This window comes from Devosia sp. (assembly GCF_028290625.1).
In the GTDB taxonomy this organism is placed as follows: domain Bacteria; phylum Pseudomonadota; class Alphaproteobacteria; order Rhizobiales; family Devosiaceae; genus Devosia.
This window is the reverse complement of record NZ_JAQGJM010000009.1, coordinates 173,917-187,801: the sequence shown is the minus strand read 5'-3', so window position 1 is coordinate 187,801 and position 13,885 is coordinate 173,917. Positions and strand designations below refer to the sequence as shown.

Annotated in this window: 12 protein-coding genes; 8 read left to right on the top strand and 4 right to left on the bottom strand. The window is 61.8% G+C overall.

The genetic code is table 11. From position 1 onward, the window contains the following. Positions 1–66: 66 nt before the first annotated feature. The 3 genes from JWR51_RS04575 to flaF all read left to right on the top strand — a co-directional run bounded on the left by JWR51_RS04575 (position 67) and on the right by flaF (position 2,371). Complete coding sequence (locus JWR51_RS04575; RefSeq protein WP_299744244.1) at positions 67–1,494, top strand: flagellin; 1,428 nt, start codon at positions 67–69, stop codon at positions 1,492–1,494. A 129-nt stretch (positions 1,495–1,623) separates the two neighbouring features. Further along, positions 1,624–2,049, top strand: coding sequence for a flagellar biosynthesis repressor FlbT (gene flbT / locus JWR51_RS04570; RefSeq protein ID WP_299744241.1), 426 nt, complete (start codon positions 1,624–1,626; stop codon positions 2,047–2,049). Beyond that, positions 2,033–2,371 carry a flagellar biosynthesis regulator FlaF gene (gene flaF, locus JWR51_RS04565; protein WP_299744238.1) on the top strand — a complete coding sequence of 113 codons (339 nt, stop codon included), beginning with the start codon at positions 2,033–2,035 and terminating at the stop codon, positions 2,369–2,371. Before flbT ends, flaF begins: the two co-directional genes overlap by 17 nt. A gap of 153 nt (positions 2,372–2,524) precedes the next feature. Here flaF and JWR51_RS04560 read toward each other — a convergent pair whose 3' ends face one another. From JWR51_RS04560 to JWR51_RS04550, 3 genes are all read right to left on the bottom strand, one after another. Next, complete coding sequence (locus JWR51_RS04560; RefSeq protein ID WP_299744235.1) at positions 2,525–4,141, bottom strand: hypothetical protein; 1,617 nt, start codon at positions 4,139–4,141, stop codon at positions 2,525–2,527. A gap of 11 nt (positions 4,142–4,152) precedes the next feature. Beyond that, positions 4,153–6,018: a flagellar hook-associated protein FlgK gene (gene flgK, locus JWR51_RS04555; RefSeq protein ID WP_299744232.1), complete on the bottom strand. Its 1,866-nt coding sequence runs from the start codon at positions 6,016–6,018 to the stop codon at positions 4,153–4,155. Between the two features lie 72 nt (positions 6,019–6,090). Further along, positions 6,091–7,860, bottom strand: a complete 1,770-nt coding sequence (locus tag JWR51_RS04550) for a flagellar hook-basal body complex protein (protein ID WP_299744229.1) — start codon at positions 7,858–7,860, stop codon at positions 6,091–6,093. Positions 7,861–8,133: 273 nt separating this feature from the next. Between JWR51_RS04550 and JWR51_RS04545 the strand changes: the two genes are divergently transcribed. Together JWR51_RS04545 and metA are read left to right on the top strand one after the other, a co-directional pair. Then, complete coding sequence (locus JWR51_RS04545) at positions 8,134–9,000, top strand: ATPase (RefSeq protein ID WP_299744227.1); 867 nt, start codon at positions 8,134–8,136, stop codon at positions 8,998–9,000. A gap of 72 nt (positions 9,001–9,072) precedes the next feature. After that, positions 9,073–9,984, top strand: coding sequence for a homoserine O-succinyltransferase (metA, locus tag JWR51_RS04540; protein ID WP_299744224.1), 912 nt, complete (start codon positions 9,073–9,075; stop codon positions 9,982–9,984). A 21-nt stretch (positions 9,985–10,005) separates the two neighbouring features. Here metA and JWR51_RS04535 read toward each other — a convergent pair whose 3' ends face one another. Continuing rightward, positions 10,006–10,446, bottom strand: coding sequence for an SRPBCC domain-containing protein (locus JWR51_RS04535; protein WP_299744221.1), 441 nt, complete (start codon positions 10,444–10,446; stop codon positions 10,006–10,008). Positions 10,447–10,550: 104 nt separating this feature from the next. Here JWR51_RS04535 and JWR51_RS04530 point away from each other — a divergent pair, with 104 nt between their 5' ends. The 3 genes from JWR51_RS04530 to JWR51_RS04520 all read left to right on the top strand — a co-directional run bounded on the left by JWR51_RS04530 (position 10,551) and on the right by JWR51_RS04520 (position 13,598). Next, on the top strand, positions 10,551–12,002 hold the full coding sequence (locus tag JWR51_RS04530; RefSeq protein WP_299744218.1) for a YcjX family protein: 1,452 nt from the start codon (positions 10,551–10,553) through the stop codon (positions 12,000–12,002). Further along, a complete protein-coding gene (locus tag JWR51_RS04525; protein WP_299744215.1) occupies positions 11,999–13,006 on the top strand; it encodes a TIGR01620 family protein in 1,008 nt (335 codons plus the stop codon). The genes JWR51_RS04530 and JWR51_RS04525 overlap by 4 nt, the downstream gene beginning before the upstream one ends. A gap of 298 nt (positions 13,007–13,304) precedes the next feature. Further along, the gene (locus tag JWR51_RS04520) at positions 13,305–13,598 is read left to right on the top strand and encodes a hypothetical protein (protein ID WP_299744212.1); all 294 of its coding nucleotides are present in this window, start codon (positions 13,305–13,307) and stop codon (positions 13,596–13,598) included. The last annotated feature ends 287 nt before the right edge of the window (positions 13,599–13,885 follow it).

Sequence of the window (13,885 nt, the reverse complement as noted above, 5' to 3'; positions counted from 1 at the left end):
CAAGGATTAGGGCGTCTCAGGAAGAGGCGTTCGTAACTAATCGAATCCTAGAAAAGGACTACAAGAATGGCCAATATCAATTTGACGGCAGCCGTCCGTTCAAACCTGTCGGCTCTCCAGGGCACTGCGACCCTGATGAACAAGACCCAGGACCGCCTGTCGACCGGCAACAAGGTCAACTCGGCCCTCGACAACCCGACCAACTTCTTTACGGCCGCTTCGCTGAACAGCCGTTCGAACGACCTGAACAACCTGATGGATTCGATGGCCAATGGCGTCAAGACCATCGAAGCTGCCAATAACGGCCTGACCTCGATCACCAAGAACCTGGAATCGATGCAGTCCACTCTGCGTCAGGCTCGCCAGGACAAGTCCTTCGCGACCGCGTCCTACACCCTGGCTTCCCCTCCCCCGACTGCTCTCGTGGGCAGCGCCATCACGCTGACCGGCGGTTCGCTCGGTACTGCCAGCGTTCTGACCTCCAAGGCAGTCTCGACCTCCAGCGTCGTTGCAGGCACGGTTCTCCTTGCCGACAATGGCAAGCAGTTCAAGGTCGGCGACGGCACGAACACCACGGCCGATATCACCTTGGCCACTGGTGACACCCAGCAGATGATCGCCGATAAGATCAACTCCGCTACCGATACTGCCAGTGTGAAAGTTACAGCTTCGGTCGACGCCACCGGCAAGCTGGTAGTCACCAAAATGGACAGCACCGCGACTGCTGTTACCGCTGCAGCTCTGACGGAAGGCACCGTAACTGGTGGTATGGCCGCCAGCTTCGGCACTGCCGTGCAGACCTTTGCGACCAAGACTGCCGACGAAATGGTCAACACCATCAACGACACCGTTTCGCTTCAGGGCAAGGTTCGTGCGTCGAACGACAACGGCAAGCTCCGTATCGAAAACGACTCGACCCAGGCCCTGACCGTTGCCGGCACCACCTTCATGAGCGGTTCGGCCAGCATCGCTGGCAACACCGTCCGTTCCGACCTGGCCACCCAGTTCAACCAGCTGCGTGACCAGCTCGACAAGCTGTCGGACGATGCTTCGTTCAACGGTATCAACCTGCTGCGTGGCGACAAGTTGAAGATCACCTTCAACGAAACCGGCACCTCCTCGATCGACATCAGCACCAAGGGCCAGAAGGCCGTCAACTCGTCGAACCTCAAGGTCACGACGACGCTTGCTGCCAAGGATCTGGATAGCGACGACAACATCGACAAGTACATCGCTCAGATCGGCACCGCTCTGACTTCGGTTCGTTCGCAGGCTTCGTCCTTCGGCTCGAACCTGTCGATCGTCCAGAACCGTCAGGACTTCACCAAGTCCATGACCAACACTCTGGAAACCGGTGCTGGCAACCTGACCCTGGCCGACATGAACCTGGAAGCCGCCAACATGCTGGCTCTTCAGACCCGTCAGTCCCTGGCTCAGTCGACCCTGTCGATGGCCAACCAGGCCGACCAGGGCGTGCTCCAGCTGCTCCGTTAATCACGGCTCGGCAACTATCGGAAAAGGCGGGCCTCGTGCCCGCCTTTTCTTTTTTCGCCTCCCCTATCGGCACGCCGGGACGGTTTGGGCTACAACGATTACGAATTGATTCAATTCGGAGGCATGCAATTGGCACTCAAGGTCGAACTGAAGCCGGGTGAGAAGCTGCTGGTGGGCAATTGCATCATCACCAACTCGGACCAGCGCACGCGACTATTTATAGAGGGCCAGGCGCCTATTCTTCGTGAAAAGGACATCCTGACACCAACTACCGCGGATACGCCCGCCAAGCGCGTCTACCTGGCGGTGCAGATCATGTATATAGAGAATAATACTGATGTCTTGCGTCGGGAATACTTCTCTCTGATCAACGACATCGTCACCGCCGCCCCGTCCAGTATGGCCATTGTGGATCGAATTAGTAACGACATCTTAACGGGCACATTGTACAAAGCTCTTAAGTCGGCGAAGCAACTTATTCAATTCGAACAGGAACTTATCGAAAATGCAGCATCACGGGGCGCAAGCTTATCAGCAGGTGACCAAGACCGTTGAGACCCCCCGCGAGCGTGAAGCGGCCCTGCTGATCAAAGCCGCGGCTTCCCTGCAGAATATTCGAGACACCTGGCCCCAGGACTTCGATCAGCTGAGCAAGGCGCTCACGTTCAACCGCAAGCTCTGGACCATCTTCATGAGCTCGGCCGCCATGGAAGATAGCCCCCTCCCCCACCAGACTCGCCAGAACATCGTCAACCTCGGCCTGTTCATCCTGAACCAGACACGCGAATTGACCATGGAACCCCAGCCGCAGAAACTCGACGGCATCATCAACATCAACCGCCAGATCGCCGCCGGCCTCCGCGCCATGCCGGCCTGATCGGCAGGACCGATAATGAAAAGCCCCTGACTTCGGTCGGGGGCTTTTTTGTTTGGGGATATTGAACATCTAGCGCGTCGCCGACGGTGACTTTCACCGGCAAACGAAAAGCCCCCGGCCAAGGCCAGGGGCTTCGTCATTGCTGATCGGCAGCTACATATAATTCGACAGGCTGAGTTTGCTCACCGCTGCGGTCACCTGGTAGCTCGCCTGCAACCGGGTCTGCAGCGCCAGGATCGCCATCGCCGTGTCGTTCTGGCTGACCGTTTCGACATTGGTCAGCAGATTTTCCAGCTGGTTCTTGTAGTTGGTGTGGCGTTCCGAGGCGCTGTGGCTGGCCATGGTGGCCACCGCCAGATCCATGGTGATGCGCTCGATCGAGCCGGCCTCGGCATTGTGGCCTTCCGACATCGCCTTTTGTTGCCGGCTGGCCATGCCATCGAACAAATCCCGCGATTGCCGATAGCCCGCGCTGACCGCGGCTTCGTACTCTTCCAGCTTGGCGACGCGGGTAGCGTCATCCGGCAGCGCCATGGCATCGAGCCTGATCTGCTCGATGGCGGGCGTGGCCCGCACATCGGCTTCGACCGGATACGTGGTCACCGCCAGAGCCGCCTGCGTTCGAACCAGCTTCAGCAGCCCGCTTTCGGTGGCTTGGATGCCATATTTGGCCGTCGTTGCATCATCGACCTTGGCCGCAACGCTGGAGCGCGGATCGGCGCTGGTTTCGCCAGCATACCAGAACACCACCTCAGCAGGATCGGCATCCACGAGGCTAGTGGCCGGCGGGCCGCCCGCGGGACGCTTGGGTATGCCTGCCTCATCAAAGAAGTCCTTGGCGGCGGCGAAGGTCGATGCCGCCTGCAGTTCTCCGCTGGTCTTCTGCTTGAGGCTGGTCTCCAGCGCCGTACGGAAATTGGCGGCCATCACGTCCGGATCGGCATCGATCTGGAAGCCGCCGTCGCCGGGAATGGCGTCGGTTGTGGCCGTCAGGGTAATCTGCGTCTCGCTGCCATCGGGCAATGTCATGCCGATGATGACATGCTGGCCCGGCGTAGGCTCTGCAGAGAAGGTCACCGACAGGTCTTTCGGCGTCCCGGCGGGTTGGGTCACCGCAATGGCCGGAGCGCCGTTGGTGGAGACCGTGGAGAGCTTGTAGCCAAACGGATGCGTGCCATCCTCGGCCAGGTGGACCGCGCCACTGCCGGCGACGACGGCGGGCAGGCTCAGCCGCCCCAATCCGTCCGTGCCCTGGTCGGCCGCCAGGCGCTCGGACAGGATCTGCCGATAGCCAAGCCGGCCGCCTTCGCCGTTTAGCAATACGTCGGTAGTCTGGACCGGCGGCTTGTCGGTGACATTGCCACCGAACAGGTAGCGCCCGGCAACATCCTGGTTCAGCATGGTGACGACTTCGTCGAGCCGGGCAAGGGACAGGCCCGGCAGCGTCGCCATGTTGATGTCGTTGGTGCCATAGTCACCGGTGGTGACTGCGGTGCGCGCTTCACTTTCGATCGCGTCGAACCGGCTCATGGCTTTGTCGAGAAAGCTCAGGCGCAGATCGATGATGTCGATATTGCCCGAATAGCCTTCGATCTTGTCGAGCCGCGAGCGCACGCTGAGCGACATCGGCAGGTCGCGCCCCATGCCAGCCAGCGTTGATGCCTTCTGGCCACTGCCGAGCTGCATCTGCATGTCGGACAGCTGCTGCTGCATCTGCGAGATCACGGAGAAACCGGTCTGCACCGGGAACATCGTTTTGTTGACGATCATCTTGGTTCTCCTCAGACAGCGTTCAGCAGGGCGGTGAGCAGTTCCTTGACCACGCCCACGACCTGGGCATTGGCGGAATAGGAGTTCTGCAAGTCCATCAGGCGCGCCATTTCCTCATCGACATTGACCCCATATTCAACGTCCATCTGTTGAATAATCGTGTCCAGGGCGAGCTGCCGATCGGAACTCTGGGTCAGCACCTTCTGCGTACTGGAGCCCTGGAAGCCGATAACCTGGCTGATGACGTCGCCGAGCTTGCCGCTGAGCTGGAACTGCCCCTTGTCGGCCGCCGGATTACCGCCGCCGACGAACTGCATGCTGTTGAGCTGGTCGATCAACATGTTCGGCCGCGCGGCGTCGCCCAGGGTCTGCCCGGGCACCGCCTGCACCATCAGGCTATTGTCCGCCAGCACCGCATTGTTGATGGAGATGCGCGCCGCAAAGCCCACCTTCTGTGGCGGATTGCCGTCCAGGTTGTTGGTGAAGGCGCCGTTGTCGGAATCCACGAACAGGTTGAGGGCCAGGCCCTGCCCTTGCAGTCCCGTGGAGGTGCTGCGCTTGGTCAGGCCGGTGACCTGGGTGGAGCCGGCACCGGTAAAATCGAGCGCGCCGGCATTGGAAACGACGGTTACTCCCAACGCCGGCCCGTTGGCGGTGCTGGCAAACGCTGCGGTCAACTGGCTGACCACGGCCGCGTCGCCTTGCGCCATATTGACGCCGACGACACGGTTTCCCGAGGCATCGCGGTAGTCCATGCCAGGCTGGGTGGTGTTGACGATCTTGACCGTCTGCTCGACGCCGTTGACCTTGACCTTCAGCATCAAATCGTTGCCGGGAGCCACGTTGGTGGTATTCGACGAATAGCCGATGGTTGCGGGTGGAACGCTGGCATTGAGTATCGCGGTGCCGGGCGTCTGCACCGTCGAAAATGCCTGGGCCAGATTGCCGGCAATTTCGTCCAGTTGCGATTGCGCCTCGACCAGCGTCTTGTCGCGCAGCGTCAACAGCCCACCCAGCTCGCCGCCCTGGATCACGCTATGCTCAACCAGGTCCACCTTGAGGCCGGATGGCGTCGTCAGCGTCAGCTTGCCGACCTTGACCTTGCTCGGATCGGTATCGAACTGCGAGGTGGCCGCCAGGCTCCCGGCGCTCTCGAAACTGAAGACCGACACGGCGCCATCGATGAGGCCGACGCCGGAACGGGTCATCAGCGCCACGGTGCCGTTGGGGCGATAGTCAGCCTGCACGTCGATCAGTTCGGACACTGATGAGACCAGCCGATCGCGCTGATCCATCAGCGCCGAGCGCGACGCATCGCCAGTGCCCAGGTCGAGCAGGCGCGAGTTGACGTCCTGCAGCGATGACATCAGCCCATTGAGGCTCTCGACGTCGACCGCGATCTGCCCTTCCGTCTCCCGACGCAAGTCCTGGACGGAGGCGGAGAGCCGGTTGAGGTTGCTGGCCATGTCCTGGGCCGTCTGCACCGCCTGCCCGCGCGCCGTATAGTCGTCGGGGCTGGTCGCCAGGGTCTGCAACGAGTTCTGCAGCTTGCCGAACAGCGTATCCAGCGAACCCGCCGAGCCCGGCTTGCCCATCATGCCCTGCAGGCGATCCAGATAGTTCGCCTGCACGCTGGACGTCGCTGTGTCGGAAACCTGCCGCGTATAATAGGTCTGCAGGCTGGTGTTGAATGCCCGGTTGATACCCGCCGTCCGGCCATAGGTCGAATTGGCCGAGTTGTAGTCGATGATGTTCAGCGACTGCTTGTGGTAGCCCGGCGTGCCGGCATTGGAGATATTGCGGCTCAGTACCGCCAGCGCGTCCTGATTGACGTGCAGGCCGGAAACCGCATTATTCAGCGACGTTGTAAGACCCATTCTTGAGTTCCTCACAAAGGGTTTGGGCCCGGGTCAAAATTGACCGGGCCCGGAGATGATCCAAATTCTGGATCAGCGGATCATGCTAAGAGCCTGCTGCAGCATGTCGTTTGCCGTGCTGACAATCTTGGTGCCGGCCGCATAGGCCTGCTGGGTGATGATGAGCTTGGTGAATTCGTCAGAGATGTCGGAGTTGGAGGCTTCCAGCGAACCGCCCAGGATGCCGTTGCCAGTGGTGTCCAGCATCGGCTCGCCCGACTCCGAGGTCGCCGCGAACACGCCACCATCCATGCGCTTGAGCTGGTTGACGGCGTTGAACTGTGCCGTCACCACCTGCGCCATGTCGATGCGCTCGCCGTTGGAATAGGTCGCCACGACACGGCCGTTGTCGCTGATGCCCACGGACACGAATTCGCCGGCGCCATAGCCATTCTGGTTCAGCGTCGAGGTGCTGACCTTGCCGTTGACGTCGGCCTGCTGCGACATGCCACCATTGCCATGCTGCAACTCGACATTGCCGACATTGACGCCGTTGACGGTGAGCCCGGTAATGGTGGTGGTGGGGATGGACGGAGACATCGAGCCATCGGGGCCAAAGGTATAGTCGCCGCCCGCCTGCGTCCACATTGTGGCGCTGCCGGTCGCGGTGCTGTCCGACATGTAATAGAGGTTCCAGGTATCGGCGTGACCGACGCCCGAAGCCGCGCTGTCCACCTTGGCCCATTGCAGGACGACGACGGCCGGCGCGCCGTTCTTGGCGTAGGTGGTGATCGACCCACCCGGGACGGAGTCGGCCAGGAACTGCGAATTGCTGCTTGCCGGGATGGTGGAGAGGCGCGGCAAGACCGGAGCCGGAGTGGCATCGGGGCTACCCGTCGCCGGCAGGCCGAGCACGCCACCGGCGGACGTCGCCCCCAACGTCGCGGTCTTGTTGGCGCCGAGGGTAACCGAAATCTGCCCGCCGCTCAGCCCAATGGTCGCGCTTTCAGCACCGGTACCGCCAAGGGCCCGGAACTTGGTCTGCATGTCGGCAAGCGCCGCATCGATGCTGACGGGCGGGACGGTCCGGATGTCGATGCCGGTATTGGCGCCCGCATAGGCACCGGCCGCACCATCGAAGAATTCAAAGACCACCGCGGTGCCGGTGCTGGCCTTGACTGTGACCATATCGCCGGCATTCACGATGGTGTCCATCGCAGCCGAGCCATCCAGGCCTGCCGTACCGATCGTCGTCGCCGGAGCGGCGTAATCGACCGTGTTCATCAGCTCGCTACCCTTGACGGTCGCGTCATAGCTCGCGTTCTTCGGCAACTGGGGCAGATTGGCCTGGTAGTTGATGCGCGTCGTCTGCTGGGCCGGCAGGAAGGCGTTGGACAGCCTGATCACGTCCGGCACGGCACCGGAGACGTTACCGGTCTTGGTGTCGACCGGCAGGCCCTTGAGGTAATAGCCCGCGCCATTGACCAGGAGGCCGTCCTTGTCGATTTCGAAGTCGCCGCGACGGGTATAGTAGTTGCTGCCGGCAAAAGTCGGCACACCGTCCGTTGTACCGTTTTTCGGCTCGACCACGAAGAAACCGTTGGAATTGAGCGCGATAAAGGTCTCGTTGGTAACGGCCTTGATATCGCCCTGCTCGCCATTGGTGCCGCGCGATTGCGCCGCTACCGCGCCGGCCACCTGCTGCTTGACCGGGGCATCGGCAATCATATCGGAGAACGAGGTTTCGATGCGCTTGTAACCCGTGGTCTGCGAGTTGGCGATGTTGCCCGAAATGTTCTCCAGCGCATGGGACTGAGCCCGCAAACCGCTGACCGCAGTGGAAAGTGCCCCGTAAATGCCCATCAAAAAACTCCGTAGAAGCTATTGGCGCCAGGCGACGCCTTCGCTCAAATCAATGCAATTGCGGTGCCAACTTGGTTAACCGTTGATTTTATTGAACAATCGCCAGAGCGCATGGCTAGGGGCCGATCCAGACCGGCAACTCCGTCCGGGCCGATGGTAGAAATTGCCGCCTGCTTGTGAAGTTGCCGCCATTCGATTAAACGCAAAGCCAGTTGCTCCCCGGCGTCATTCCCCCTTTTGCAAGGCGTGGCGTGGTGGGATGGAAGGGCCGCGATGCTGTTCAAGAATGCCGATGAGTTCGTCAAATCCCCGCATCGCGCGGTGACCGTGTTCGGCATGGCCGGCGTCGGCAAGACGCGGCTGAGCGCCATGCTGCGCAGCTCGAACTGGTTCCACTATTCGGCCGATTATCGCATCGGCACCCGCTATATGGGCGAGCATATCGTCGACAACTTCAAGCGCGAAGCCATGAAGAACCCCTTCCTGGCCGAACTGCTGCGCTCGGATTCGATCTACATCTCGTCCAACATCACCTTCGCCAATCTCGACCCGCTGTCGACCTACCTTGGCACGCCTGGCAATCCCGACAAAGGTGGCCTGCCGCTGGAGGAATACCAGCGCCGCCAAGAGCAGCATCGCGTCTCCGAAATCGCGGCCCTACGCGACGTGCCGCACTTCATCGAGCGGGCCAAGGCGCTCTATGGCTATGACGATTTTATCACCGACACGGGTGGTTCGCTGATCGAGGTGGTCGACCCCACCGATCCCCATGATCCGGTGATAGAGACGCTGACCGCCAGCACCGCCCTGCTCTACATCCGGGGCACCGAAAAGGACGCGGGCCAGCTCATTGCGCGGTTCAAGCAAAGCCCCAAGCCGCTCTACTACACCCCGGAATTCCTGGTGCGGATCTGGGCGGAATACAAGGCGCTCAACAAAATCGCGGAAGACTGCGACGTCGACCCCGCCGCTTTCGGCGCCTGGGGCTTCGAAGCTCTGCTGCATGACCGCCTGCCGCGTTACCAGACGCTGGCCGACAATTTCGGCTATGTGGTGGAAGCCTCCGACCTCGCCATCGTGCGCGACGGCGACGAATTCGTCGACCTGATGGCCGCAGCGATCGAGGCGCGAATGCGCTAGCGCGCCTCCCATTGGAGACGCGCCAGCCTGCATTACGCCCTATCGCCAACTACGAACCCGAAAGAGGGTCATATGCCTATTCGCATTCCTGATGATCTGCCCGCCCGCAAGACGCTCGAGGCCGAGGGCGTCAACGTCATGGATTCCACCCGCGCCGCGCGGCAGGACATCCGCCCGCTCCATGTCGGCCTGCTCAACCTGATGCCCAACAAGGAACGCACCGAAACCCAGTTCGCCCGCCTGATCGGCTCGACGCCGCTGCAGATCGAACTGACGCTGGTGCGCGTCTCCGACCACAAGTCCAAGAACACCTCGGAGGACTACCTCAACACCTTCTACAAAACCTGGGAAGAGGTGCGCACGCAGAAGTTCGACGGCTTCATCGTCACCGGCGCGCCGGTCGCCAATATGCCCTTCGAGGAGGTCCGCTACTGGCCCGAAATGCTCGAAATCATGGACTGGACCAAGACCAACGTGCACCAGACCATGTTCATCTGCTGGGGCGCGCAGGCGGCCCTGCACCATTTCCATGGCGCCCAGCGCTACCGCATGAAGGACAAGGCCTTCGGCGTGTTCCGTCACCAGGTAACGAACCCGCTTTCGCCGTTCCTCCGCGGTTTTTCAGATAGCCCGATGATCCCGGTGTCCCGTTACAACGACATCGACAAATCGACGCTGGGCGCCAACCTGGAAGTGCTGATCGACAACGCCGAAATCGGCGTTTGCATGCTGGGGGACCTGCAGCGGCGCGCGATCTATTTCCTCAATCACCTGGAATACGACAACCGCTCACTGGCCGACGAATACGAACGCGACGTCAAGGCGGGCCTGGGCACGCCCCCGCCCGCCAACCTGTTCCCCAATGGGGACGTCACCGCCGTTCCCGAAAACCGCTGGCGTAGTCACGCGCATCTGTTGTTCCAGAACTGGATCAACGAGATGTACCAGACCACGCCATACGAGATGGAAGAGATCGGGAAATAGGATGGGGGCGCTTCGGCGCCCTCAATGCTTCTCCACGCTCTCCTTCAATCCATCCAGCATCATCTTCCAGTTCTTGGTGTATTCCGCCTTGGTCTTGGCATCGATGTCGGCCGCCTCGCCCATATTGAGCTGGCTCAGCCGCACCCTCGTCTTGCTTCCGGTGGGCTCCAGCACATAGCGCACGACGTGGTAATTCTCCGGCCGGTCCGGCTCGCCGCTCATCGCGCTCCAGTGGGTGAAGCTGAGCTCCTTGCCCTCGTCGAACCGCTGAATCTCTCCGTGGTCCTCAAATTTCTTCCCCTTCCAGTCACCCGAGAAGGTGATCTTGTGGCCAACTTTCCAATCGGTCTTCACGTCGGTTCCGGCGAACAGCGCTGACTTGCCCTTTGCGGTCATGGCTGACCACACGGCCTTGGGATCAGCCGCGATGATGGTATCGACTTCGACAACAGGTTTTTGCATGGCACGTCTCCTTTCGTAGGAAAACGCCTGGGCCCCGCACCCGTTCCGCCCTTGCATTGCCCCGCCAACACCCTATTTTCTGCCCGCACACCGAGGATGATCGCTTGGCACAATCTCCGACGACCATCGTCGACGAACTGGGCATCGCCCTCACCAATCTCGCCGATGCCGCCACCGGCAATTTCACCCCCACCCTGCGCCTTGGCGTCACCGGCCTCAGCCGGGCCGGCAAGACCATTTTCATCACCGCGCTAATCCATAACCTGCTGACCGGCGGCCGCCTGCCCGGCTTTGCTCCGCTGGCCGAGGGCCGCTTCATCGGCGCCCGCCTCGCCGAATATCCCGAAGCCACCATTCCGCGCTTCGCTTACGAGCAACATCTTGAGGCCCTCACCGGCAGGACCCCGACCTGGCCCGACAGCACCCGCCGCATTTCCCAATTGCGCATCGTGCTCAAATACCAGTCCACCGCCTGGTTCTCCGGCCTGCGCGGCCCCTCGACGCTCAATCTCGACATCGTCGACTATCCTGGCGAATGGCTCCTCGACCTCCCCCTCCTGACCATGAGCTTTGCCGACTGGAGCCGCGACGCCCTGGAGCGCGCCCAGCGCCCCGGCTCGGGCAAGGAAGCCGGCCCCTTCCTCGAAGTCCTGGCCAGCATCGACACCAAGAAGGAGGCCAACGACCCCGACGCCGAAAAGCTCGCCGCCGCCTTCACCGACTACCTCCGGCGCAGCCGCGAACACGGCGCGCTCTCCACCCTCCCCCCCGGCCGCTTCCTGCTGCCCGGCGATCTGGAGGGCTCGCCAGCGCTCACCTTCGCGCCGCTGCCGCCACCAACCCAGCCGGTCCGCAATGCCAGCCTCTACGCCATGCTGGAACACCGCTACGAGGCCTATAAGGATCAGGTGGTCCGCCCGTTCTTCAAGGACCACTTCGCCCGCCTCGATCGCCAGATCGTGCTGGTCGATACCCTGCGCGCGCTGAATGCCGGCCCGGCCGCCGTCGCCGATCTGGAAACCGCACTAACCTCGGTGCTCTCCTGCTTCCGCCAGGGCGATACCAATCCCCTGCTGCGCCCCTTCGTGCGCAAGATCGACCGCATTCTGTTTGCCGCCACCAAGGCTGATCACGTCCACCACACCAGCCACGACCGGCTGGAGAGTATCCTCAACCGCCTCGTCGCCGACGCCAGCAAGCGCGCCCGCTTCGTCGGCGCCGAAACCCGCTCCATAGCCCTGGCCGCCATCCGCGCCACCCGCGAAGGCACCATTAGCGAGGCCGGTGAAACCCTACCCACCATTATCGGCACCCCTATGGCGGGCGAGGCGCTGGACGGCACAAAATACGACGGCAAGACCGAAATCGCTCTATTTCCCGGTGACTTGCCCGAGCGTCCGGATTCACTTTTCGAAGACGGCGCGCCGGTTTCGCTGAACTTCCTGCGCTTCGTGCCGCCGCAAAAGCTCGACCGTAACGCGGCCGGCGACCCCATCCTGCCGCATATCCGCTTCGACCGGGCGCTGGATTTCCTCATCGGAGACTGGCTCAAATGAAGCGCCCCATTGCTCGCCCCACCGCCGCTGCCGCCGAGCCCGACGACAGTATCCGCCTGCCCCGCGCCTTTCTTCCCGCCAAGGTCGAGATCACCGAGACCGACTTCGACCCCGCCGCCGACGAAACCCTCGTTGCCCCCGCCGCAAAGCCGATGGGCTGGGTCGGCCGCGCCGCCTGGACCGCTGGCAGCATTCTGGTGTCCGCCGGCATCAGCCTTGCAGCCGACCGCCTCATCCGTGATCTCTTCGCCGCCAATGAATGGCTCGGCTGGGCCGGCATCGGCGTGCTGGCCATCTTCGTGCTCGCCGTTATCATCCTCGCCGCCCGCGAAATCTTCGCCCTGCGCCGCCTGAAGGTCCTGGACGGCCTCAAGCGCGATGCAGCACTCGCAACCGCCAACAATGATCAACACGCCGCCCAGCACGTCGTCAGCCGCCTGGAGGGTATCTATGCCGGCCGGCCGGACCTTGCCCGCGCGCGCCAGTCCGTCGCCAACAACGTGCCCCACTTGTTCGACGGCCATGAAATCGTCGCCCTCGCCGAACGCAGCCTCATGGCCCCGCTCGACGCCCGCGCCAAGGCCCTGACTGCCGCCTCCGCCCGCCGCGTGGCCCTGGTCACCGCCGTGTCGCCTCGCGCGCTGGTCGATATCGCCTTCGTCGTCTACGAAAGCGTCCGCCTTGCCGGCGCCATTGCGGCCCTCTACGGCGCCCGCCCAGGCTTCTTTGGCTTCTGGCGGCTCACCGGCGCCATCCTCGCCCATCTCGCAGTCACCGGCGGCCTAGTGCTGACCGATGGCATCGTCGAGCAATTGGTCGGCCAGGGCATTGCAGCCAAGCTCTCGGCCCGCTTGGGCGAAGGCGTTGTTAACGGCCTGATGACGGTTCGCGTCGGCATCGCCGCCATGCGCGTCGTCCGCCCACTTCCGTTCGAAACGCAAAAGCAGCCCATGGTGCGCGACTTCATCCCCGAGCTGACCAAAGTCGCCCAACCCACCACATAGACGCATAGCTGGAATGATCTTGCTGCATATCTTCTAGATGTGGGCAGTTTCTTCCAAGATACTTTTGGATATTCCGGGCGTCTGCCGATCCGGAGCCACAACATCTATGCGGGAAGCTTCCCATAGACCGCAAAAACATGACGATCTGATGACTTGAAAGCGATCGTAAGTGTACTTACCTTCACCGTAGGCGATTGATAACACTGAAAAATCACTCGCTACCACAGTAGCGTCTAACGGGTCTCGGCATAGCTGAGGACCGGGAGGGTAGCTGTGCCCAAAGTAAAGGAAAAGTAAAATGAACACCTATTTGAAATCTGGTTTCGCCGCTGCAGTTGTTGGTCTGGGCATTTTCGCCAGCGCCGGTTCTGCGTTTGCCGCTGGTTGCCTCACCCCCGACCAGACCGCCCAGTCGCTGATCGACTCCAGCGACGCAGACTATGATGCCGCCGCTGCAGCCAACGTTAAGGGCTTCCGTTGCGATGTCGTTGCTTCCGACTATTCGGTTCAGCAGCCCGCTACCAAAGTGACCCCCAAGGTCTACTTCCAGGCCGCTCCTGAGCAGGCAACGCCTACCAGCCTGATGGACTAATTGATCACGATGCCAAGGCGCCCTAGGCGCCAGGTAATCTTTCGCCGACGCATGTATACCCCGACCCGGAATTGCAGGGGCTCCGGGCCGGAGTAGGCGGAAGCGCCGACCACCTGACCCACACAAAACCTGAACAAGCACACCGCTTGCCCTCCCGGGGTCGGCGGCGCGCTGTTTTGCGCATTGCCCCAACGCCAGCACACAGATGCATGGCTGGAATGATCTGCCTGCATACTACGGAACACCAGGTAGTTTCTTCGAAGATACTTTAGACCGCTCCGGCGTCT